22 protein-coding genes and 2 tRNA genes are annotated in these 21,072 nt (G+C 30.3%); 8 read left to right on the top strand and 16 right to left on the bottom strand.

Annotation, left to right across the window (positions count from 1 at the left end; all coding sequences use genetic code 11):
• Positions 1-8: 8 nt before the first annotated feature.
• The 7 genes from ACOQN8_RS14700 to ACOQN8_RS14730 all read right to left on the bottom strand — a co-directional run bounded on the left by ACOQN8_RS14700 (position 9) and on the right by ACOQN8_RS14730 (position 6,093).
• A complete protein-coding gene (locus ACOQN8_RS14700; RefSeq protein ID WP_420553234.1) occupies positions 9-1,421 on the bottom strand; it encodes a nitrous oxide reductase accessory protein NosL in 1,413 nt (470 codons plus the stop codon).
• A 42-nt stretch (positions 1,422-1,463) separates the two neighbouring features.
• Complete coding sequence (locus tag ACOQN8_RS14705; protein WP_420553235.1) at positions 1,464-1,886, bottom strand: nitrous oxide reductase accessory protein NosL; 423 nt, start codon at positions 1,884-1,886, stop codon at positions 1,464-1,466.
• A 1-nt stretch (position 1,887) separates the two neighbouring features.
• Positions 1,888-2,478 carry a hypothetical protein gene (locus ACOQN8_RS14710; RefSeq protein WP_150898747.1) on the bottom strand — a complete coding sequence of 197 codons (591 nt, stop codon included), beginning with the start codon at positions 2,476-2,478 and terminating at the stop codon, positions 1,888-1,890.
• An 88-nt stretch (positions 2,479-2,566) separates the two neighbouring features.
• Positions 2,567-4,531, bottom strand: coding sequence for a Sec-dependent nitrous-oxide reductase (gene nosZ, locus ACOQN8_RS14715; RefSeq protein WP_150898745.1), 1,965 nt, complete (start codon positions 4,529-4,531; stop codon positions 2,567-2,569).
• 19 nt (positions 4,532-4,550) lie between these two features.
• Positions 4,551-5,054 carry a c-type cytochrome gene (locus ACOQN8_RS14720; RefSeq protein WP_150898744.1) on the bottom strand — a complete coding sequence of 168 codons (504 nt, stop codon included), beginning with the start codon at positions 5,052-5,054 and terminating at the stop codon, positions 4,551-4,553.
• A 20-nt stretch (positions 5,055-5,074) separates the two neighbouring features.
• Positions 5,075-5,647: a fasciclin domain-containing protein gene (locus ACOQN8_RS14725; protein WP_420553236.1), complete on the bottom strand. Its 573-nt coding sequence runs from the start codon at positions 5,645-5,647 to the stop codon at positions 5,075-5,077.
• Between the two features lie 104 nt (positions 5,648-5,751).
• Positions 5,752-6,093, bottom strand: coding sequence for a winged helix-turn-helix domain-containing protein (locus tag ACOQN8_RS14730; protein WP_235275447.1), 342 nt, complete (start codon positions 6,091-6,093; stop codon positions 5,752-5,754).
• A gap of 272 nt (positions 6,094-6,365) precedes the next feature.
• Here ACOQN8_RS14730 and ACOQN8_RS14735 point away from each other — a divergent pair, with 272 nt between their 5' ends.
• From ACOQN8_RS14735 to dsrP, 6 genes are read left to right on the top strand one after another with little or no spacing between them, the layout of a single operon-like run.
• A complete protein-coding gene (locus ACOQN8_RS14735; protein WP_150898740.1) occupies positions 6,366-6,602 on the top strand; it encodes a hypothetical protein in 237 nt (78 codons plus the stop codon).
• A gap of 7 nt (positions 6,603-6,609) precedes the next feature.
• Positions 6,610-8,934 (top strand): molybdopterin-dependent oxidoreductase, encoded by a 2,325-nt coding sequence (locus ACOQN8_RS14740; RefSeq protein ID WP_420553237.1) that lies wholly within the window; start codon positions 6,610-6,612, stop codon positions 8,932-8,934.
• Positions 8,935-8,938: 4 nt separating this feature from the next.
• Positions 8,939-9,628: a nitrate reductase cytochrome c-type subunit gene (locus ACOQN8_RS14745; protein WP_420553238.1), complete on the top strand. Its 690-nt coding sequence runs from the start codon at positions 8,939-8,941 to the stop codon at positions 9,626-9,628.
• Positions 9,628-10,254: a cytochrome c3 family protein gene (locus ACOQN8_RS14750; RefSeq protein ID WP_420553239.1), complete on the top strand. Its 627-nt coding sequence runs from the start codon at positions 9,628-9,630 to the stop codon at positions 10,252-10,254. Before ACOQN8_RS14745 ends, ACOQN8_RS14750 begins: the two co-directional genes overlap by 1 nt.
• Before the next feature lie 7 nt (positions 10,255-10,261).
• Positions 10,262-11,389, top strand: a complete 1,128-nt coding sequence (locus ACOQN8_RS14755) for a 4Fe-4S dicluster domain-containing protein (protein WP_420553240.1) — start codon at positions 10,262-10,264, stop codon at positions 11,387-11,389.
• A gap of 10 nt (positions 11,390-11,399) precedes the next feature.
• Positions 11,400-12,617 carry a sulfate reduction electron transfer complex DsrMKJOP subunit DsrP gene (gene dsrP, locus ACOQN8_RS14760; RefSeq protein ID WP_150898732.1) on the top strand — a complete coding sequence of 406 codons (1,218 nt, stop codon included), beginning with the start codon at positions 11,400-11,402 and terminating at the stop codon, positions 12,615-12,617.
• A gap of 1,587 nt (positions 12,618-14,204) precedes the next feature.
• Here the strand turns inward: dsrP and ACOQN8_RS14765 are convergent.
• The 7 genes from ACOQN8_RS14765 to ACOQN8_RS14795 form a co-directional block, all read right to left on the bottom strand.
• Positions 14,205-14,477 carry an STAS domain-containing protein gene (locus ACOQN8_RS14765; RefSeq protein WP_420553241.1) on the bottom strand — a complete coding sequence of 91 codons (273 nt, stop codon included), beginning with the start codon at positions 14,475-14,477 and terminating at the stop codon, positions 14,205-14,207.
• Positions 14,478-14,729: 252 nt separating this feature from the next.
• Positions 14,730-15,350 (bottom strand): hypothetical protein, encoded by a 621-nt coding sequence (locus tag ACOQN8_RS14770; RefSeq protein WP_420553242.1) that lies wholly within the window; start codon positions 15,348-15,350, stop codon positions 14,730-14,732.
• An 846-nt stretch (positions 15,351-16,196) separates the two neighbouring features.
• The gene (locus ACOQN8_RS14775) at positions 16,197-16,595 is read right to left on the bottom strand and encodes a hypothetical protein (protein WP_420553243.1); all 399 of its coding nucleotides are present in this window, start codon (positions 16,593-16,595) and stop codon (positions 16,197-16,199) included.
• Positions 16,596-16,675: 80 nt separating this feature from the next.
• Positions 16,676-16,912, bottom strand: coding sequence for a hypothetical protein (locus ACOQN8_RS14780; protein WP_420553244.1), 237 nt, complete (start codon positions 16,910-16,912; stop codon positions 16,676-16,678).
• Positions 16,913-16,918: 6 nt separating this feature from the next.
• Positions 16,919-18,064, bottom strand: a complete 1,146-nt coding sequence (locus ACOQN8_RS14785) for a hypothetical protein (protein ID WP_420553245.1) — start codon at positions 18,062-18,064, stop codon at positions 16,919-16,921.
• A gap of 310 nt (positions 18,065-18,374) precedes the next feature.
• Positions 18,375-18,458: transfer RNA gene (locus ACOQN8_RS14790), tRNA-Leu, on the bottom strand.
• Between the two features lie 35 nt (positions 18,459-18,493).
• Positions 18,494-18,569 (bottom strand) — tRNA-Lys (locus ACOQN8_RS14795).
• 107 nt (positions 18,570-18,676) lie between these two features.
• On the opposite strand from ACOQN8_RS14795, the gene ACOQN8_RS14800 reads away from it, so the two are divergent.
• Positions 18,677-19,207, top strand: a complete 531-nt coding sequence (locus ACOQN8_RS14800) for a shikimate kinase (RefSeq protein ID WP_420553246.1) — start codon at positions 18,677-18,679, stop codon at positions 19,205-19,207.
• Here the strand turns inward: ACOQN8_RS14800 and ACOQN8_RS14805 are convergent.
• Both ACOQN8_RS14805 and ACOQN8_RS14810 read right to left on the bottom strand, forming a co-directional pair.
• On the bottom strand, positions 19,188-19,691 hold the full coding sequence (locus tag ACOQN8_RS14805) for a phosphoribosyltransferase family protein (RefSeq protein WP_420553247.1): 504 nt from the start codon (positions 19,689-19,691) through the stop codon (positions 19,188-19,190). The genes ACOQN8_RS14800 and ACOQN8_RS14805 overlap by 20 nt on opposite strands.
• A gap of 25 nt (positions 19,692-19,716) precedes the next feature.
• Positions 19,717-20,106 carry an RNA-binding S4 domain-containing protein gene (locus ACOQN8_RS14810; protein ID WP_150898727.1) on the bottom strand — a complete coding sequence of 130 codons (390 nt, stop codon included), beginning with the start codon at positions 20,104-20,106 and terminating at the stop codon, positions 19,717-19,719.
• 79 nt (positions 20,107-20,185) lie between these two features.
• Here ACOQN8_RS14810 and ACOQN8_RS14815 point away from each other — a divergent pair, with 79 nt between their 5' ends.
• Positions 20,186-21,049, top strand: a complete 864-nt coding sequence (locus tag ACOQN8_RS14815) for an FKBP-type peptidyl-prolyl cis-trans isomerase (protein ID WP_272149151.1) — start codon at positions 20,186-20,188, stop codon at positions 21,047-21,049.
• Positions 21,050-21,072 lie beyond the last annotated feature (23 nt).

The following is a 21,072-nucleotide window of genomic DNA, read 5'->3' on the forward strand; positions in this document are numbered from 1 at the left end:
TTAATGTGTTAAATAGCGTATTTAATACCTAACTGAAAAGATAAATCTTCGTCCATTTGAATACCATTGTAGTTTTCATAAATAGGAGCACCAGCTTCAATACCAATTCTAAAATTTTTAAAGCTCGAATTTTGATTAAACATAAGATTAAAACCTAGAAATGTTTTTATTTTTTCGCCACCATAGTTATTGGTGTTTGCAGTAGGAACCATCATAGGGTTAAGCTCAGTATCTCTTCCTGATATTTTACCTTGAGAAATACCTAAAACTCTTCCGGAAATGCTAATCCAATTGGCAACTTTGTAAGCTCCCCAAATATTAATCTGTTGTGTATTTCCTAATCTGTAATCTTGACTATTGGTTCCTGTTCTGAAGGTAAATAAAGGTTGTACTCCCCAAGAAATGTATTCGGTATTTCCTTTATAAGTTGCACCCAGGGTAATATCAAAAGTACCAGAACCTAGCTGCATAGCATAAGGAAGTTTGGCATTTTGCATCATAGGAGTATCATCTTTCTGTTTAATGTTACCAATTGGGATGTTTAATGTACCATTTAAGTGGATAGAAGTATTCATTTTATTATAAATGCTATACAATGCACCTAATTTTAAATCCCCAAATCCAGAAGAACTTGTAGAAAAATCTCTAAACATGGTATTACCGCCCATCATCATACGAGCTTTTAAATTCATCTTATTTCTAACAAAATTTTGCATTAGCATAAGAGTTAACTTATCAGAAGGAGCATACATTACTCCTAACATATACATATCCATAGTCATATTTTGTGGAGCAACCATGTATGTATTAAAAATAGAAGTGTTATTTATAGTAGAAGTTCCAGAACGATTCCCGTCCATTTCCATATTCATATAACGAAACGAAACCATAAACCCATTTTTTGAGTGTAAATGATCTCCCATTACGCCAATTGGTGCATGTGCATCAGGCCTATTATGGTGCTTATGATGATGTTCTGTATGTCCAATTTTATTAGTATTAAAAGCATTTCTAATTTCTTGCCATGTATATAGTTTTCCTTTCTTAGTTTTTAGGATTAACTCAGCTTCTTTTTTAGTTTTAAAAGCAGATAAGTTAGCGCCCATAGGACTTTTAATAGCATTACTAATTAGATAAGTAGCTGTTATAGCATTAATTTGTTTACCACTGTTATAATCGGCAACTGTTAGGTTAGAAATAGTAGTTGTTTTTTGCTCTTTTAAATAATTAGCAAGGCATTCAATAGCATCAAAGTTTAGAACTTTATTAGTGTTTGTTGTTGCTTGAGCATTATGTAATTTATCTTTAATAAGCATATTACATTGAATACACTGATTATAAGAATCTTGGTTTTGAGAAATAGCTGTTTTATTTAAAAATAGAACAACAATTAGGCAAAACAAATAATATTTTGCTTTCATTTTTTTTGATTGATTTTATTGTTGAATTCTAGTTATATTGTCTTAATTGAAGTGCTCTTTGATAGCTTCCCAATTAAATATGTTATTTCCATTAAGTTTAGCCTCGCTTTCAGTAGCGTAAGCTGATAAATATGCGCCCATAGGGCTTTTAATTTGTTTATTTATTAGATAAGTAGCCTCAGTAGCATTAATTAATTTTTCAGGCTTTGTATAGTCTGTTACTAAGATATGTGCTAAAGAGTTTTCTTCCTTGTTTTTAATATCGTTTAGCATACATTCCGTTGCATCGTATTTAGATGCTCTCCCTTTTTTAGTAACAATTTGTGCTGCGAATTTCTTCTCTACAATTGTCATCTTACAAAAGCTACAAGCGTCGGTACCATAATCAATTTTTTGAGGTTCCACTGTACAGCTAGCTAATAGGAGTAAGGCAAATAAAAAGATAAAAGGCTTTATATAATTCATACTAATTCTTTTTGGTTTGTTTTTTTCCTATGAAATAAGAAGAAAGTGTTAATAACATACCTATAAACATAAAGTAAGCTCCTAATCTAGGATAAGAATGTGCTGTAAAGTTTAAGATTTCTTTAGTTCCCAATAAAGGAGGTTGAAATCCCATAACAGAGCCATCAGGGTTGGTAAACTTCATAATTGCTTTTGGATCTAAATTATGTCCGTAGTCATATTCCCATAAGTAGAAATCGTACATACCCGCAATACCTAAAATAGTCATCACTATAAACCAACCTAAATACCATTTGTAGTTTGCTTTTAATCCTATAAGTACTCCTAAAGCTACCATAATTCCAATTACTACAGGAAAAACTTTAAATTCAGGAATAGTTTTAGGTATGTATTGCATTCCTACATAATGATTCATTAAATTGATATTTTTAATATCAAACTCATTAGTATCAGAAAACTTATTGATATAAATATCCATTCCAAGCGGAGTAGGGTATTGTGGAGCTTCTAAGGTAATATTCCATAAAGGGAATATAAAGAGACCTAATAATAATAAAGCACCAGCTATCATTGTAATTTTAGGCTGTTTCATCTTTTGCTTATTTAATTTTTGATGAAAGGCTGCTTGAAAACATATTCAATCTCAAAACTCAAGCAGCCAGTCAATCAAAAAAAATTAATTACTCACCATCTAAAGACCAGGATAATTCTATGTTAGAGCTTTTAGGGGATACTCTAACATATCCTTGCATCTCTTGATGCAGCGCCGAACAAAAATCAGTACAATAGAATGGCCAAACACCTACTTGTTTTGGTTCCCATAAAAATGTTTCAGTTTGTCCAGGCATAATTAATAATTCAGAAGTATTTGCACCAATCATGCTTACTCCATGGGGAACATCGTAATCTTGTTCTAAGTTGGTAATATGGAAGTATACTTTATCGCCTACTTTAATTCCTTCAATGTTGTCAGGGGCAAAGTGACTACGAATCATGGTCATGTATACATGTACAGTATTACCATCTCTAACTACTTTAGCATCTGCTTCGCTTTTAGTTACAAAAGGATGTTTATTATCTTCTAATTTGAAAAACTTTTTAGAACGAGGTTTTACTAAATCAGCAGGAATACCAGCAGCATAATGAGGCTCTCCAACAGTAGGGAAATCTAGTAATAGCTCCATTTTTTCTCCAGAAATATCATATAACTGTGCCGACTGTGTTACTTCTGGACCTGTAGGTAAATAACGGTCTTTTGTTATTTTATTCATAACCAATACGTATTTACCAAATGGTTTACGAGAGTTTCCTCCAGGAACCATTAAGTGTCCAGGTGAATAATAAGTAGGCTTTCTATCGATTACTTCCCATGAACCTAATTTCCATTTTACAACTTCGGAAGAAATAAAGAACGTAGTATAAGCATTTCCTTCATTATCAAATTCTGTATGTAAAGGTCCTAAACCTGCTTGCTTTACACTACCAGCATTAATAGCTTCAAAATTCAAAATAGGAATTCCGTATGCGTCACCATCAAAAGATTTATCTTCAATAGCTTTCATCATCTTACTGTAAGAGTGTACCGTTAAATCTGCTGATAATTTTCCACTACCTACAATGTATTCACCATCAGGACTCACATCACAACCGTGAGGAGATTTAGGGGTAGGTAAGAAATAAATTGCTCCAGGTACTTCAGAAGGATCAATAACTAAAACTTCTTTTTTCATGGTAGATGTTGCTGAATGTGTATGCTCATCATATACATTATGGGCATAGTTAGCAGGCATCTTTTTTCCTCCTCCGTTTTTTACATAATCAGCTACTTTTTTCCAGTTAATAGCCGTAATAAAGTCTTTATCATTTTGTGAAGCATTTACTTCTAATAATGTATTTGCTTCTTCAGTATTGTAAGTGGTAAAGAAAAACCAATCTTTAGAATCTCCTCGTCCGGGATGTGCTTTGTCATAATCGAATCCAGGCATTAAAATTTGAAACTCTAAATCCATTCCTCCATCTTCTGGATCTACTTTAATAAATGATAAGGCTCCTTTAAAATTACCTTTGTATTCTTTAATAGGCATATCTCTTTGAGGGACTGGTATAGCAAAACGAGTTCCTGCTACTACATACTCTGTATTTTCTGTTACATATGACGAACTGTGGTTCCCTGCTGTATTAGGAATCTCAATGATTTCAGTAGTTTCAAAAGTAGACAAGTCTATCTTAGCAATACGAGGTGTATTGTTTCCATTGATAAATACAAATCGACCATCTAAAACACCATTGGTTTGAGAGATATCAGGGTGATGGGCATCATCCCAAGGAATAAAGCCATGAGAAGTATTTAGCATTGGTTTGGTTTCTTCGTTAAATCCCCAAGCTTTTTCAGCATCTACTGAAAATACAGGAATAACTTTAAATAATCTTCCAGATGGTAATCCATATACAGATAATTGTCCACTGAATCCACCAGATACAAAGGCATAGAATTCATCGTGTTCTCCAGGAGCTACGTATACTTTATCAGCATTATTTCCTGATAATACACCGTTGCTGGTTCCTTTTTTATTATTGTTCCCGCAGCTAATCAAAAACAGTGATGATGAGATTATTGCAAGAAATATTTTAATTGTAGTTTTCATAAATTCTTGTTTTTGGTTGTTATAAGGTTCTGAAATATTCTAATACAGCTCTTGATTCTTTTTCAGTTAAATTCTGATTTGCCATTGGAGAACCATTGAACTTGATTAGTAATTCTTTAGCTATAGGATCTTTTTTTACCATTTCTTCTGGGTTTAAAATCATATTCATAACCCATTCTGGAGAACGTCTTTCTAGGATACCTGTAGGGTTTGGTCCTATAAATTTTCTATTTACTCTATGACATGATGAACACTTATTTTTAAATAATAGTTTACCTTCTTCAGCCATTGCTGTATTAATTGTAGGATCTAATTTTAAAGATTTAACAGGACCTATTCCTTTATTGTTTAAATCAATTGTTCCGCTTTCAGTAGCTTTTTTTACTACTTTTTTAGCAGGTGTTTTCTTTACTGCTTCTTTAGATACTGTTGAAGAATTATAAGAAGGTCTTTTTTTATCATTACCACCACAGCTTATGAAAACTATGATTAGAAGCGTTGTTAGTAGGTTTTGTAATTTCATATGCTAAATTGATTTAAGGATTAGTTATCTTTAGGTACTAAGACATCTCCAATAACATGGACCCATCCGTTACTTACTTTTACCGATTTTAAAATTTTTGTATTTCCCACATATAAATCGTTACCTTGTTTTGTAACATCTAAATATTTCCCAGATGCCATATATAGCTTTCTGTTTTTTCTAACATTTTTCTCCAAAGTTTTTATTGGGTAATTAGCTGGAGCTACATGGTTTTTGAGTACAAAAGCTAACTGTGATTTGTTTTCTGGTTTTAATAATGTTTCTACGGTTCCTTCAGGAAGTTTATCGAAAGCTGTATTGATAGGAGCGAATACAGTTAATGGACCAGCATTTACAAGTGCATCTTCTACACCTGCGGCTTTTACAGCTACGACCAATGTTTTAAAATTATCTAAGGATTTTGCTACTTGTAAAGCATTTGCTTCAGAATCTTTATCAACTACTGCTGCTTGTCCTTTATGTACTGTTGTAGTAGCTTTTGTATCATTATTAGAAGCTTGATTTTTAGTCTCTTTACATGAGATAAAAAAGACCAAAAGTATAAATGATAGTAAGGGAATTTTTATTTTCATCTGTGTAAGATTTATAATTCATGTACAAATTTATGGAGCAGTTTTAAGTTAAAATATGATTAATATCATATTAAAAGACTTTTTTATCTTTTATTAATTTGTAGTTAATCTATTTCGTGTAATTTTTTTAACTGTTTGTCTAAATACTTCCAACAATTCATATTAATTGTATCGAAAATATCAATCATCTTTTTTCCATAGGGGGTAAGTTTAGTTCCACCACCTTTTGAGCCTCCAGTACTTTTTATAACAATAGGTTTGTGGTTTGATTTATTAACAGAGTCTATTAAATTCCAAGCCTTTTTATAAGACATTCCTAGTTCTTTAGCCGATTTTGATATAGAGTTAGTCCTATGAATAGATTTTAATAGTTTTATTCTTCCTTCCCCTAAAAACATCTTGTTATCAGCCTCAATCCATATCCTACTTTTTATTTTATATATCATAATCAAATGTTTAATAGCTCAAAACTATTTTAAATAGTAAAAGCTAACTATGATATATATCACTCTTGCTTATTCTTATTTATACTAAAAATAAATTAATAAAATATTAAAGGTTTTACGCTTTACTAAGTGATTGAAATCTAAGATTCTGTAAGGGTTTCGTTATATTTATGGAGATATAACGTTTTGATAAACTGTTAGTTATGATAAATGTCATATGATTCCTATTGAGTATTTCTGTAATTTGTTAAACAATTAAATATCAATTTTCTATGCCTATTAAAAGTTATTTAGCACATCCACACGAAGGAAAAAAAGAAGAGCTTCAACAAGCAATTTCTGTTTTAAATGGCTGTGAAATTATACCTGCTGAAAATCAAAATGTTCTTGTAGTTGTTACAGAGACTAAAGATGATGCAGAAGATAAAAAGTTAAAAGAAGTTATAGAAACCATAAAGAGTTTAAAATTACTAGCCTTGGTTTCAGGATTTAATACACCAATAAAATAGATACCATATGAGCGCCTCATTATCAAGTAGACGAAGTTTTATAAAAAAAATGGCTGCTACTGCAGCAATGACAGCTGCAGCAGCTATGTTCCCTGGAATTATTTTTGCTAACGAGCAATTAGAAGGAGTAGAGGGAAGAAGTTTAGATTGGAAAAAAGGACCATGTCGTTTTTGCGGTGTAGGTTGTGGAATTCTAGTCGGAGTAGAAAATGGAAAAGCAGTTGCCGTTAAAGGTGATCCAAATTCTACAGTAAATAAAGGATTACTATGTGTAAAAGGATACCATCAAATAATGTGTATTCAAGCAAAAGATAGATTAGAGCATGCTTTAGTTAAAAAGAATGGAGTCTATGTAAAAACACCACTTAATGAAGCTTTAGATATAGTAGCGAATAAGATGAAAGAAACCATTGAAAAACATGGTAAAGATTCTGTTGCAATGTATACTTCTGGGCAATCTACAATACCCGAAGGCTATGTAGCTTCTAAATTCATGAAAGGAGCTATTGGTACTAATAATTTAGATTGTAATGCTCGTTTATGTATGGCAAGTGCTGTTGCTGGTTTCTTAACCACGTTTGGTGCAGATGAGCCTATGGGATGTTATGAAGATTTCGATTACGCAGATTACTACATAACTTGGGGTAATAATATGGCTGAAATGCATCCAGTTTTATTTTCTAGAATGTTAGAGCAAAAAAATATTAGAGGTGCTAAGATTATCGATTTTGCTACTAGAACAACACGTTCTAGTATGGCAGCGGATAGATCTATATTGTTTCAACCTCAAACAGATTTAGCAGTTGGTAATGCTATTTGTTATGAGATTATAAATAATGGTTGGGTAAATAAATCTTTTGTAGAGAAGTACTGTAATTTTAGTAAAGGACTTACTAAGATGGGGTATGGATTAGAAGATAAATATAAGTTTAAAGACAAACCCACAAAAATAAACTTCGAAGAGTACAAGGCTTTTTTAGAAGACTATTCTCCAGAGAAAGTATCAAAACTAACGAAAGTTTCTGTAAAAGATATTAAGTATTTAGCTTCAATATATGGTGATCCAAACAAAAAAGTAATGTCATTATGGTGTATGGGAGTTAATCAACATACCAGAGGTACATGGATGAATAATATTATTTATAATATTCATTTATTAACTGGTAAAATTTCACAACCAGGTAATGGTCCTTTCTCTTTAACAGGTCAGCCTTCAGCTTGTGGTACTGCACGTGAGGTAGGAACATTTACACACAAGTTGCCTAAAGGAGTTGTAATGAATCCTAAGCATAGAGCTAAAGCAGCTAAAATATGGAAAGTTCCAGTGGAAAAAATCCCTGCTAAACCTACATATCATGCTACAGAGATGTTTAGAGCAGTAGATAGAGGTGATATTAAGTTTATATGGACACAAGCAGTAAACCCACTAGTGTCTTTACCAAGAACAAGTAGATTCCGTCCAGGGATGGAAAAAAAATCTTGTTTCGTAGTTGTATCAGATGTATTTCCAACTCCAACTTCTGATGTTGCAGATGTTATTTTACCTGCATCTTGGCATATAGAAAAATCTGGATTATATGGAAATTCAGAACGAAGAACTCAACACTGGGATAAAATGGTAGAAGGACCTGGAGAAACAACCCCAGATGCTTGGATGTTTATAGAAGTAGCGAAACGTATGGGGTATGGTGATTTGTTCCCTTATTCAAGAGAAAACCATGTTGAAGAAATTTATAATGAATACCGTCAATTTCATGCAGGTAAAAAGCATAACATGGCTCCAATTGAAGTTCTTAAAAAAGAATCGGGTGTAATATGGCCTTATGTAAATGGAAAATCGACACAATGGCGTTTTAATTCTAAATATGATCCTGCTTGTAGCAATGGAGAAGAGTTTCATTTTTATGGAAAGCCAGATGGTAAAGCTGTAATATGGCAACGTCCATACGAACCAGCGCCAGAAGTACCAGATAATGAATATCCATTTTGGTTAAATACAGGACGTGTAATTGAACATTGGCATACAGGCTCTATGACACGTAGAATCCCTGTTTTACATAAAGCAATGCCAAATGCTTATGTTGAGTTTCATCCAGAAGATGCAAATGCCTTAGGAATTAGAAATGGAGAAAAAGTTAAGGTTTCTTCTCGTAGAGGATCTTGTGTATTACCTGCATCAATAAACGAAAGAGGTTTACCAACTAAAGGTCAGGTTTTTGTTCCCTTCTTTGATGAAAACATGTTAATCAACGATGTTACTTTAGATGCTTTTTGTCCTATTTCTAAAGAGCCAGATTATAAAAAGTGTGCAGTTAAAGTAGAAAAAGTATAAGGTCATGAGAAAACGATTAGGTATTATATCTTTATTTGTAATTCTTTTTATTGCTTTTATTGCAATATGGAATTATAGCTATCAGACTGGAAGAGAGGATACATATGTTCTCATAAAAGAAAGCGGGCTAACTCCAATTATCCCATTAGAAAAAGGTGTTTTTAAACGTTCAAAGCATGCTTTAGATTATGTTGAAATGCCTGTAGATGAAACGCATCAACGAAGCATGAAAAATTATTATAATAATAGAGCCTTCTATGGTGCGCCACCAAGTATTCCTCATGATGTAAATAGTGAGAGAAACATGGGAGAGAATAGTTGTTTAAAGTGTCACGAAAATGGAGGATATGTAGAGAAATTTAAAGCATACACACCTGTTACTCCTCATCCCGAACTGGTAAATTGTCGTCAATGTCATGTTCCGCAGAAAAGTAATTCATTATTTGTAGCAAATAACTTTAAAAAAGGCACTATTCCTACAGTAGGTAATAATAATGCTTTATTGGGGAGTCCACCAGCAATTCCACATCAATTACAATTAAGAGAAAATTGTTTAGCATGTCATGCAGGACCTAGTGCACCTAAAGAAATTAGAGTATCGCACCCAGAAAGAATTAATTGTCGTCAGTGTCACGTACCTAATAATAAAGTAACAGTAGATATAGGAAACTTTATCAGAAAAATGGAAAACTAATGAAGAAAAATAAATACATAAAATTAGTTAGTTACTTGTTTGTCATTGCTTTTTTAATGATTTCATGTAAACACAAAGAACACGAGTATCATAGTATTACAGATAAGATAGAGGCAGAGAGTAAGCATTATAAAGGAGTGTCGGTTTCATCAGAAAATTTTATTGATGGTTTAAACATGATTGAAGTAACAGAAAACGAAATCACGTTTAAAATACCTACAAGAAAAGATAAAATTAAATCTTTTAAATGCACAGAATGTCATACACAACCTTTGGCTAAGATGAAATCTGGAGATATCAAAAAGGCGCATTGGAATATTAAACTAAATCATGCAAATTCTAATACAATGAATTGCACTACATGTCATAATAGCGATAATATGGATGAGTTAAGAAGTATTACTGGACATGGAATAGATTTTAATAAAAGTTACAAACTATGTAGTCAATGCCATCAAAAGCAATATAAAGATTGGACTGGCGGAGCACATGGAAAAATAATTAATAGTTGGGCACCACCTAGAGCATCAATGACATGTGTAAACTGTCATAATCCGCACTCGCCAAGTTTTCATACTAAGTGGCCAGCACGATTTAATACACAAAAAGTTAAAGAACGTAAATAATTTAGGCATGAGCAATAACAATAAAAAATGGTTTACTCTAAACCTAAATAGCAGACATAAACAAAAATCAAATTCTTGCGGATGTGGTAAGATAGAAGGAGGATGTAATTCTAATTCTTCAAAGAAAGAACTTAGCAAAGAAGAATTCTTTGAAGCAGCAGTTGATGCATCTATAGGGGAAGAACGTCATAGAGATGGTTTTGAACAAGTTTTTGATGTGAAAATGGATAGGCGTAGTGCTTTTAAAAAGCTAACAGCAAGTTTATTAATAGGAGCTGGAGCGGTAACAACTTCTTGTAGTGTAACAACAAGTAGTGATACTAAAGAGAAAGCTCAAATAGACTGGGAAGAGCAATTTAAAGGAAACTATAAATTGATGACGGATGAAGAGAAGGAAGCAACAGTGAATAGATTAGTTCGTTCATATCAATTACGTACAGGAAAAACAATAAACATGTCTTCTAAAAATGCAGAAGAGGATGTGTTATTTGGATATGCATTTAATATATCAAAATGTCAAGGATATATGGATTGTGTAAGTGCCTGTGTTGAAGAAAATAATCAAGATAGAAATTCTCAAATGCAGTACATTCGAATTCATGAAATGAAGGATGGAAAAGGCTTTAATTTTAATGAAGCTGATGATAATTATTATCATGAAGTACCAGCAGAAGGACATTTCTATATGGGAACCCAGTGTTTTCATTGTGATAACCCACCATGTGTTGAGGTTTGCCCAGTACAAGCAACTTGGAGAGAAAAAGATGGTTTGGTAGTGGTCGATTATGATTGGTGTGTAGGATGTAGATACTGTATGGCAGCTTGTCCATATGACGGACGTCGATTCAATTGGAGTAAGCCTGAAGTTCCTGAAGAAGAGATTAATAAAAATCAACATTACTTAGGAAATAGAATGCGTAAAAAAGGAGTCATGGAAAAATGTACTTTCTGTGTACAGCGTTCTAGAGCTGGAAAAAATCCAGCTTGTGTAGAGGCATGTCCTACGGGGGCTAGAATTTTTGGAAACCTACTAGATCCAAATAGTTCTATACGTTGGGTGCTAGAAAATAAAAAAGTATTCAGATTAAAAGAAGATTTAGGTACAGAACCAAAGTTCTGGTACTTCATGGACTAAAATATATAGTATGAGAAGACTTAAAGTTTTTACAAGTTTAGTAAAAGACAGTTTAAATATAATTACACAAGGTTCTAAAAAGTACCACTTATGGATGGCTTTTTTAACTTTAGTAATGCTTGTTGGAATGTATTGTTATTCAATTCAACTAGAACATGGACTTAGTGTAACCGGAATGACAGATAGAGTTAGTTGGGGATTATATATTTCTAACTTTACATTCTTAGTAGGAGTAGCGGCTGCGGCAGTTATGCTGGTAATGCCAACCTATGTATTAAAGGATATTGATTTTAAACAAGCGGTATTAATAGGAGAGGGGCTTGCAGTAGCAGCTCTTATTATGTGTTTAGCTTTTGTAGTAGCAGACATGGGAGGACCTTCTGTATTATGGCATATGATACCAGGTATTGGAGTTTTTAATTTTCCAAATTCAATGTTAACTTGGGATGTAATTGTTTTAAATGGATACTTATTTTTAAATATTACAATTCCATTTTATATATTATTTAGGCACTATCAAGGAAAAGAATCTAAAAAGAGTGTTTATGTACCAGGAGCAATATTATCAGTTTTTTGGGCAGTAGGAATACACTTAGTAACAGCATTTTTATATCAAGGATTACAAGCACGACCGTTTTGGAATAATGCCTTGTTAGGACCTCGCTTTTTAGCTTCTGCATTTGCAGCTGGACCAGCTTTAATTATTATAGTATTGGCTATTATAAGATCGTTTACAGCATTTAAAATAGAAGACAAAACTTTGAAGAAGTTAGCAATGGTAGTTACTGTTGCTGCTCAGATTAATATTATTATGTTAATTTCTGAATTATTTAAAGAGTTTTATGCCCCTACGCATCACAGTGAAAGTGCTTATTATCTGTTTTTTGGTTTGGATGGAAAAACGGCTTTGTTACCTTGGATATGGACAGCTATTTCTTTAAATGTATTAGCAACGGTAATACTAACGTTTCATAAGCTACGTAACAATTTAAAAGTATTATACTTTGCTTGTTTTATTCTTTTTATAGCAATTTGGATAGAAAAAGGTTTTGGCTTAATAGTACCAGGTTTTATTCCAGGACCTTATGGTAAAATAGCAGAGTATACGCCAACAGCAATAGAAATAGGTGTTACACTAGGTATTTGGGCAATGGGAGCTTTAATTTTTACAGTTTTAGCTAAAACAGCAATTGGTATAGAAACTGGAAAGTTGAGGTATAAGAAATAGTAAAAAATAATTGGAAATATTTTATTTGTAGAAGAGTGATTTTTTAAGGGAAATCACTCTTTTTTATACAGTGATTTTTTTGTTCTATTAATTTTGTCTATCGAAATAAACTTGTTATTTTCGTTCTCGAAATGTCAAAATTTAAAGCCGGGGGGCTTTTGTTAAGACTAACTTCGAAAAGGAACTGAAAGTGTTCCTTTTTTTTTGCCTATTTCTAGCAAAATCATATCCAAGTAAATCAGAAAATAAAAAAATAATGTAGCATAAAACTCCTATTAAGTTTAATGCTACATGTTAGTATAATTTGCTTTTTTTAAAGCCTTATAAGAATAAGGTTTAATTTAAGAAATAAGTATTAAGCAAGTAAAAGTGAATAATAAAAGAAGGAATAATAAAAAGGATTTAATTTTTCTCATAATGGCATTTATTTTAAATAATAACGGTTGAATAGCAGAAAACCCTACCAACACTGCCAATAAAATAGAAACCAAGGGAGTTTTTAAAATAAGAATAGTATAAAAAAAGAGAAGAAGTTATCACCTCCAGACACTTCTTCTCAAATAACTAACTAATCTATCAAACTGTAAAAATGAAAAATCAAATTTTAAATCTATACTTCAAAGATAGTTTAGAGATATACTTGTTTTAATGAAAATTAGATGAAGAGAAATAAAGTATCGATGAATGGTGTTTTTCTGAAAGTTAACAGAAATTAGAAATATTAAAAATGACAAGTAAATCATTAATTATAAATATTTTATTGCTGAAGTGAAATTTTTAAAAATTATTGTTTTTTTAAATTAAAAATACTATATTGTAGTTATCTTATTGAGACGTCAATAAGATTTCTTTTTCATAGCAATTTTCCCACTCAATTTTTTGAGTGGGTTTTTTTATTTATACTATTTAATTTATTTGCAATTAGAATTAATTCCTTTAAAAAAGCATTAATCAATAAGCTGTTTTATGACTAGTTTTTTGAGACAAGTAAGCCTGTTTTCCAGTAAAATGAGTTTTTATCAGCTGGTTCACTATCTAATACACAATCACCAGTTAATATAGTATACATATAAGTTGCTGAGGTTTTATCTAAGTATCTATGTATACCCAAGTTATCGTTATAAGAAGATTGAGAAGGAATAGCTTCGTTTTTAAATTTTAGAATAAATTTAAAAGCTATTTTTATTTTACAGAACCTTTTTGTAGTATCAAATACCAATAAAAATTAATACAAGTGTTCTAAAAATAAAAGTAAATACAAATGTATAGTAAACGTAAGTATTAAAAGATAAAAGAATATTTTTCTTATCGTAATACATTATACGTACCCCCGTAGAAATAAACATCAGTAAGATTGAGAAATAAAATATTATATTATGAAAATATGTAGCTGTGTTGATTAATAAAATTGTATAACCTATGGCAATTATAATACAAATTAGTATATCTAAAACATTGCATACTTTTTGAGTAAAACTAGTTTCATTAGCGTTTAGTTTCTCAGGTTCATTTTTAGATAAACTTAGTAGGGGGAATAAATTAATCATAGAGTAAAAATTTAAAATTTAACTCATGTAATAAATAGCTTTAAGAAGCTGGATTTAAACGATTAAATATATCTTTTGCACCATTACCTATGGTAGAAAATATTTTTTGATTCTTAATAGCTAAAGTCCTTAATTTTTTAATAGCTTTTAATCCATCAGAATCAATTTCTTTTATCTTATCAAGGTTAATTACCGTTTTCTTGTTTTTTGAAATATAATGTTCAAAATAGGTAATAAAAGACTTAACTGTTGTACAGTTAATTTTTCCTTTTAAATAAAAAATTCCTTTTTTTTCTGAGATTTGTAAAGCCATGATATAATATTTAAAGTGTTTGAGTATGGTAAATATCTGATTAATAACGTTTTTAAGTGTGTTTCTTTCGTTAAAACGCAATTTACCTTCGATAAAAAGATGAAAATTAATAGATAAAATAAAATTCTATTAAGTAATAAAAATACTTATGCTTCTAATTAAGAATGTAGAAGTAAATTATAGAACAAATAAAATTGGAATGCGAAAAAGCCTATAAAAAGCTTATGGCAGCTATTTTATAGGCAAGAATAATTATTGGTTAATATTTTCTAAGATGAAATTAAAGGGAGTAGCGCTTACACCAGATCCACCACCAGTCATTACTATATCAGCACTTTGAATTCCTGATAAATTAATTTCAGTATTAATATTAGATATTATGGAAGCATTCATTTCTTCGCCTTCCTGAATTTGAGAAACAACTCCAATGTTGATTTTAGGTTGAAATTCAAAAACAGCCTTTTGTCCTGGAACTAAATTGGTTTTAGAGGCTAATAGTTTACCATCTTTATAACAATTAGCATTGATAGCTCCAGATGTTAAATTATTTCTAATTTCAACTTCTTTAGTACTATAGGCAGGAGTAGCTGATTTTTGTAGAACATCACCAGATGCATCTTTAATCATTTCAAAAGCATCACCATCATATGCTTGCATTTGTGGAGTAAAATTTCCATAAGAATCGCTTGCGCTAACATCAAAATGCAAAGGATATGTAAAAGGATGATTATCCAACCTTCCACAGTTTTCAATCACTTTCCATGCAATTGCGGTTTCATTAAAATTTTCAGCAACATTTTGTTGAAAGATAACAATACTACTGTTATTAACATCAGCTGATCGATTGATAAAGTTTAATTTAATCTTTTCCATGATTAATATAGTTTTATAAAGTTTGGTTATAGTTGATACTTAATAATTTTTAAAAGCATCAAATTTTAATTATCTAAAGTACTGTATGAGGGTTAAAGTTTACATAGTTAGAAACCTCAGAAAAGGTGAGGTAAAACACTATATCTAAAAGAGGAAAATAATTAGAAAGTAAAACTCTGAAGAAGTCAAAAAAAGCTCCCGAAGGAGCCTAAGAAAAGGGAATTAAATTGTGAAAACTTATATAATCTCTTTTATAACTTTTTTCAAATAAAATATGAGGGCGCAAAAATATATGGTCACAAAATGTTTTTAATCTAAAAAACCGTAAAATAAGTAAGGTAATACCGTAAAATATGTACAAAAAAAAAGAAGCGTCCCCCCGGATAACTTCTTTTTAACTAATTAATCAAACTATAAAATGAAAAACAAAATCTTAATTTATACTTCAAAGATAGAGTAGGAGTCGAGTTGAATTTTGTCTTTTTAGATAAAAAGAGTTAAAGTATCGTTGAATAGTATTCTTTAACAAATAAGTAGAATATTGAGAGTGATTTATAAAAAGAATAAATAAAGAATTCAAAAATAAAAAAATCTGTATATCACAATAAATAGTGGTATACAGATTTTTTTCTGTGCACATAGCGGGAGTCGAACCCGCACGTCCTTACGAACACAAGCCCCTCAATTTAGTACACTAATTTTAGTGTATTTTTAAATACTGTTTTTCAGTAAGTTAGTTTTTTGAGTTAATATTAATTGTTTATTAGTTATATGTACTTTTTTATGTACTGTTTTCAAAAGTAAATTATTTAAAAATTTTTGAATATCAATAGTTTTATATGTTTGTTAATTATTTTTTAGACTAAAATATTCTTTTGTTTTTCTATCAACTATAGTCAAAATAGCATAGATTTCATTAAGACTGTTTTCGTTATCATTTAGAATTAATAAATCTTCATTTAGTCTATTTTGATTATTTAAGAGATCTTTTTCTACTTTAAGCCCTTTCCAAGTATCATTAATAAATTCTCTTCTTATTGATTTAATCTTATCAAATTTATCATGGAATAAGCTAATACCTATGTAACTTTCATAAATGAGAATTAAACCATATATTTTATCCAATTCTTTTTTTGATAATTGTTTACCATGCTCAAGTGTTTTATCAGTAATACTCTGGAGTTTTATAGTTAAAACTATATTCCTTAACTGATAAGTAAAATGGCAAAGGTTTTGAACATTCATAAGTAGCATAAAAATTATTCTAGGTTGAACAGTGTTTTTATGTTCTTCAAAGTCTGTTTTTAACTTGTGTGTAAATTCTCTTATTGAAAGAAGATCTTTTTTGGGTGAGTTTTAACACTAGGTTCATGATATTCTAATTTTTCCAATGTCAACAAATTCAATACTAATCCAATTTGTTTTTTTAAATAATATTGAAAATTCCTTTTTGCTCTAAATTCTTCATATTTTTTCTGAAAATAAGGAATCAATACAGACGCTATAAGAGCTAATATTGCAACAAGTAAAGTCCAAGCATTCCAGTTTATGTTATTTTGCATAAGTGTTTATTTTATTGTTAAGTTTTCCAATTCAGACCTTAACATTTCATGTATATTATCAATAATAGTATAATAGCTTTTATTGCTTTCATTATCAATCATTAAGCTGTTATACTGACTTTCTACAGACTCTGAAAATTCAAAAGAACGTTGTTTAATTTCAAACAAATACTTTCTTAAATCTCCACAAAATTGAATTATGGGATTTAGTCTATCATCATAAGCCTTAGTTTTTTTTAGTTCGAGAGCATTAGTTATGAAGAATAATAAAACATTTTCATTAATTTCCTCAAAATCGGTCTCATTTATTGGTTGATTATCATCATTAAAATTGCTATTGATAATATTGTAATAACGAGCTACTGTTTCATTAGCCAATCTACTTGCTTTGTATGATAAATATGTTTCTCTATTATTTTCAGATAAGTACAAATTAATAAACTTCGATAATTCATTCATCAATTGGATTAAATTATCTCTGATATTCATTTTCTTTTGAAATAAATCTTTTGAATGAGCCTCATGTTTTTCATAAATATCATCAAAAAACTCAGGTAAGAAATCTAATATATTATATAAATTACTAAAGTCTTTAATCCAATCGGTATTTTTATTTAGGAAATAACTAAAGCCCTTAAATATAGAAAGTCTATCAATTTCTAAAACTCGAGTGTATTTTTTTGACGGAGTTCTAAGTAAATTATTAGTTTTGAAAGGATTGTTTCTTTCTTCTTCATAATATTTTTTAATTTCCGTAGCCTTTAAGTTAATATCATTCTTTATTGTTCCTAGATCAACTTTCAATAAATTTAGTTTATTTAAACAGTCTTTTCTTTCATCTTCAATTTTTTCAGTTCTATCTTTTTCAAACTCTTCATTAAATTGAGATATCTGTATTTGATTTGCTTTAATCTGCATATAAAAAGCTAAAAAAGTAATTAGAACTCCAATTAATGCTATAAAAGGATTTAGAATACCTCCAATTGTATCACCGATTTGACCAGTTTTTGAAAAATCCAACCTTTCAATGGAAGACGGAGCTGTGAAAATTAAAGGTGATAAAAATGTAAAAATTAGTAGTAAAACTGATAGACCAATTATAAAGTAGGTAATTCCATCCCAATTTTTAATTTCTTTTTTGCTTTTTCTCATTTTATAATAACAATTGTGTTTAGTGTAAACTCAAATAAGGGTTTCTCAAAAATAGCAAAAAGAGTTATAATTAAATACGGAAAACAGTAATCTAAAATGGAATTATTTATATGTACTTTTTTTAAGTATATAATAGGAGAGAAGGCTTGTACGTATCACTATTTGAAACCTAGATAATTCAGTATTGTAAGAGTGGTTCTATGTCCTTTTCTATGTACTTTTTTTAAAAAAGTTACTAGCCTAATGAAAAGTATAAAAAAACACCTACAATTTAACTTGTAAGTGTTTGAAAATAAATAGTTTGATTTTGTGCACATAGTGGGAGTCGAACCCACACGTTCTTACGAACACAAGCCCCTCAAGCCTGCGCGTCTACCAATTCCGCCATACGTGCATAAACTAAAAAAGTTAAGCAAATGCTTAACTTTTTGGTGACCGGGCTGGGGCTCGAACCCAGGACCCTCTCCTTAAAAGGGAGATGCTCTACCAACTGAGCTACCCGGTCATTGCTTCCTTGCAAAAGCGGTTGCAAATATACAACTGTTCTTTAACCTAAAAAAGCTTTTTTGTAATAATTTTTACTCATATTTGTAACTGCTTAATTATTAGTTTATGAAAATTGTTTTATTAGGGTACATGGCGAGTGGAAAATCTACAATTGGTAGGTTATATGCCAAAAAAAAGGGAATTTCTTTGATTGATTTGGACGATTATATTGAAGAAAAGGAACAAAGATCCATTTCAGAAATTTTTGAAACTAAAGGAGAAATATATTTTAGAAAGCAAGAACATTTCTATTTAAAAGAATTGTTAGCCCTTGATGCAAGTTTTATTTTAGCTTTAGGAGGAGGAACTCCTTGTTATGCTGGTAATATGGAATTGTTGTTAGCAGATACAAATGTAAAAACAGTATATATGCAAACAAGCATAAATACAATTGTTGAAAGGCTTAAAAATGAAAGAAACAAGCGTCCTTTAGTAGCAAGACTTAGCGAAGAAGAATTGCCAGAATATATAGCCAAGCATTTATTTGAAAGAAGTTACTTTTATAATAAAGCAACTATAAAACTTAAAATAGATAATAAAAAAGAGGAAGAGCTTCTTTTGGAATTAGAAGAAAACATTAATCTAAATAAGCAATAGTTTCGTTTTCTTTAAACTCAACAGTTACATGCTCTTTAATAGAAGTAGAAAGAGATATTCCTTTAAAATCAGCTTTTACAGGATATTTCTTATGATTTCTATTCACTAATACAGCTGTTTTAAAACGTTTTAAAGGTACGTCTAAAAAATGCTTTACACCATATATAAGAGTCGTACCTGAATTTAAAACATCATCAACTAAAACTAATGATTTGTTTTCGTACTCATTTACTTTTAAAGAAGTTTTAATAGGTGTAATAGGATTTTTCTTATCTATAGAAACTTTACATAACACAGGCTTCAAAGTAGAAATCTTAGATAATACTTCCACTATTTTTTCAGCAAACAAATAACCATTATTAGCAATTCCAGCTATAATAATTTCATTTTCATTACTATTACTCTCATAAATTTGAAAAGCAATTCTACGAATTTTTTGTTCTATTTGAGTATTTGTTAAAATAATAGTCTCAGCAGATGTCATGTTGTTCTAATTTTGTGTAAAGTTATTATAAATTAAAGTCTTTTTCACTAGAATCTTCATAATAATCGTCAATATCACGTCGATCTTTTTTGGTAGGCCTTCCTGTACCTTTCTTTCTATAATAATCTTTCGAATATTTTAATAATTCAGTTTTATCAAATTCCTCTTTAGGAGTCAAATCTTTTCTATATAAATCAACCAATTTAGCACCAACTCTATTAGGTGGAATGTCTAAAACTTTAATCTTATAGTTGATTTGATTTTTTCTGATGGTAATTTCTTCGTTTCCAAAGATGTCTTTTGATGGTTTTAAATTGGTACCATCAATTTTAACATGTCCTTTTTTACAAGCTTCTGTAGCTATGCTACGTGTTTTAAATAAACGAATACACCACAGATATTTATCAATTCTCATATAAAAAGGTTAAAATTTAAAATACATTTTTTACAAAGGTATAAAAATGGTAAATTGCGCGTTAAAATTTCAAAACTAAATGATAAAATTTAAATCTTTTTTTTACGCCGCTATAGTTAGTGTTGTTTTATATTCATGTGGAGGATCAAGTACTGTTGCTAATTTTGACCATGAAGCTCAAGCTGTAATAGATAACGATTCTTTAGTAGCTTTTTTGAAGAACAACTATTACAATGCAACTTTAGACTCGGTTAAAGTAATTGATAATGGTCAAACGTCTTTATTTGATGATCCTAACTTAAAAACAAAGGATGTAAAAGAAAACGATATTGATTATAAATTATATTATTATGTTAATAGGGTGGGGACTCCAGTTCCAACTAAAGGATTTCCTACAGTAATGGATTCTGTATATGCTAAATATAGAGGACAAAGAATTATTAGAAGAGATAGTTTAAGCCCAGATTTTGATAAAAATACAACGTGGTTCTCACTTAATCGTGTAATTAGAGGATGGACACATAGTTTTGTACACTTCAAAGGAGGTGAAAATGTAACTAATAATGGACCTATCACTTATATAAATGGTGGTAAAGGAATATTATTTATACCTTCTGGTTTAGCATATAGAAATTTACCTCAAGGTTCTATTTTACCAAATGATAAATTACTTTTTTATATTGAGCTTTGGGATATTGTTGAAAACACAGATGATGATTTAGACGGTGTTCCTTCAATTTTTGAAGATGTTGATGGTGATGGTGACCCAAGAAATGATGATACAGATGGAGATAATAGACCTAATTACGCCGATACAGATGATGACGGTGATGGTAAATTAACGAAAGATGAAGATGCAAATGGAGATGGAGATCCAAGAAATGATTTTAGTGATCCAAACAATCCAACATTACCAGATTATTTAAATAGAGATATTAGATAAAATTAAAAAGCCGAAGTTTAGAA

Source organism: Tenacibaculum aiptasiae (assembly GCF_965221665.1).
GTDB classification, from domain to species: domain Bacteria; phylum Bacteroidota; class Bacteroidia; order Flavobacteriales; family Flavobacteriaceae; genus Polaribacter; species Polaribacter aiptasiae.

What these genes read in the sequence shown, in the direction of transcription:
- ACOQN8_RS14775 (WP_420553243.1), bottom strand. Translation starts at nt 16,595, where the DNA reads ATGAATGTTCAAAACCTTTGCCATTTTACTTATCAGTTAAGGAATATA.
- ACOQN8_RS14740 (WP_420553237.1), top strand. Translation starts at nt 6,610, where the DNA reads ATGAGCGCCTCATTATCAAGTAGACGAAGTTTTATAAAAAAAATGGCT.
- ACOQN8_RS14815 (WP_272149151.1), top strand. Translation starts at nt 20,186, where the DNA reads ATGATAAAATTTAAATCTTTTTTTTACGCCGCTATAGTTAGTGTTGTT.
- ACOQN8_RS14700 (WP_420553234.1), bottom strand. Translation starts at nt 1,421, where the DNA reads ATGAAAGCAAAATATTATTTGTTTTGCCTAATTGTTGTTCTATTTTTA.
- ACOQN8_RS14710 (WP_150898747.1), bottom strand. Translation starts at nt 2,478, where the DNA reads ATGAAACAGCCTAAAATTACAATGATAGCTGGTGCTTTATTATTATTA.
- ACOQN8_RS14805 (WP_420553247.1), bottom strand. Translation starts at nt 19,691, where the DNA reads ATGACATCTGCTGAGACTATTATTTTAACAAATACTCAAATAGAACAA.
- ACOQN8_RS14750 (WP_420553239.1), top strand. Translation starts at nt 9,628, where the DNA reads ATGAAGAAAAATAAATACATAAAATTAGTTAGTTACTTGTTTGTCATT.
- dsrP (WP_150898732.1), top strand. Translation starts at nt 11,400, where the DNA reads ATGAGAAGACTTAAAGTTTTTACAAGTTTAGTAAAAGACAGTTTAAAT.
- ACOQN8_RS14725 (WP_420553236.1), bottom strand. Translation starts at nt 5,647, where the DNA reads ATGAAAATAAAAATTCCCTTACTATCATTTATACTTTTGGTCTTTTTT.
- ACOQN8_RS14810 (WP_150898727.1), bottom strand. Translation starts at nt 20,106, where the DNA reads ATGAGAATTGATAAATATCTGTGGTGTATTCGTTTATTTAAAACACGT.
- ACOQN8_RS14705 (WP_420553235.1), bottom strand. Translation starts at nt 1,886, where the DNA reads ATGAATTATATAAAGCCTTTTATCTTTTTATTTGCCTTACTCCTATTA.
- ACOQN8_RS14770 (WP_420553242.1), bottom strand. Translation starts at nt 15,350, where the DNA reads ATGGAAAAGATTAAATTAAACTTTATCAATCGATCAGCTGATGTTAAT.
- ACOQN8_RS14785 (WP_420553245.1), bottom strand. Translation starts at nt 18,064, where the DNA reads ATGAGAAAAAGCAAAAAAGAAATTAAAAATTGGGATGGAATTACCTAC.
- ACOQN8_RS14780 (WP_420553244.1), bottom strand. Translation starts at nt 16,912, where the DNA reads ATGCAAAATAACATAAACTGGAATGCTTGGACTTTACTTGTTGCAATA.
- ACOQN8_RS14735 (WP_150898740.1), top strand. Translation starts at nt 6,366, where the DNA reads ATGCCTATTAAAAGTTATTTAGCACATCCACACGAAGGAAAAAAAGAA.
- ACOQN8_RS14800 (WP_420553246.1), top strand. Translation starts at nt 18,677, where the DNA reads ATGAAAATTGTTTTATTAGGGTACATGGCGAGTGGAAAATCTACAATT.
- ACOQN8_RS14765 (WP_420553241.1), bottom strand. Translation starts at nt 14,477, where the DNA reads ATGGCTTTACAAATCTCAGAAAAAAAAGGAATTTTTTATTTAAAAGGA.
- ACOQN8_RS14755 (WP_420553240.1), top strand. Translation starts at nt 10,262, where the DNA reads ATGAGCAATAACAATAAAAAATGGTTTACTCTAAACCTAAATAGCAGA.
- nosZ (WP_150898745.1), bottom strand. Translation starts at nt 4,531, where the DNA reads ATGAAAACTACAATTAAAATATTTCTTGCAATAATCTCATCATCACTG.
- ACOQN8_RS14730 (WP_235275447.1), bottom strand. Translation starts at nt 6,093, where the DNA reads ATGATATATAAAATAAAAAGTAGGATATGGATTGAGGCTGATAACAAG.
- ACOQN8_RS14720 (WP_150898744.1), bottom strand. Translation starts at nt 5,054, where the DNA reads ATGAAATTACAAAACCTACTAACAACGCTTCTAATCATAGTTTTCATA.
- ACOQN8_RS14745 (WP_420553238.1), top strand. Translation starts at nt 8,939, where the DNA reads ATGAGAAAACGATTAGGTATTATATCTTTATTTGTAATTCTTTTTATT.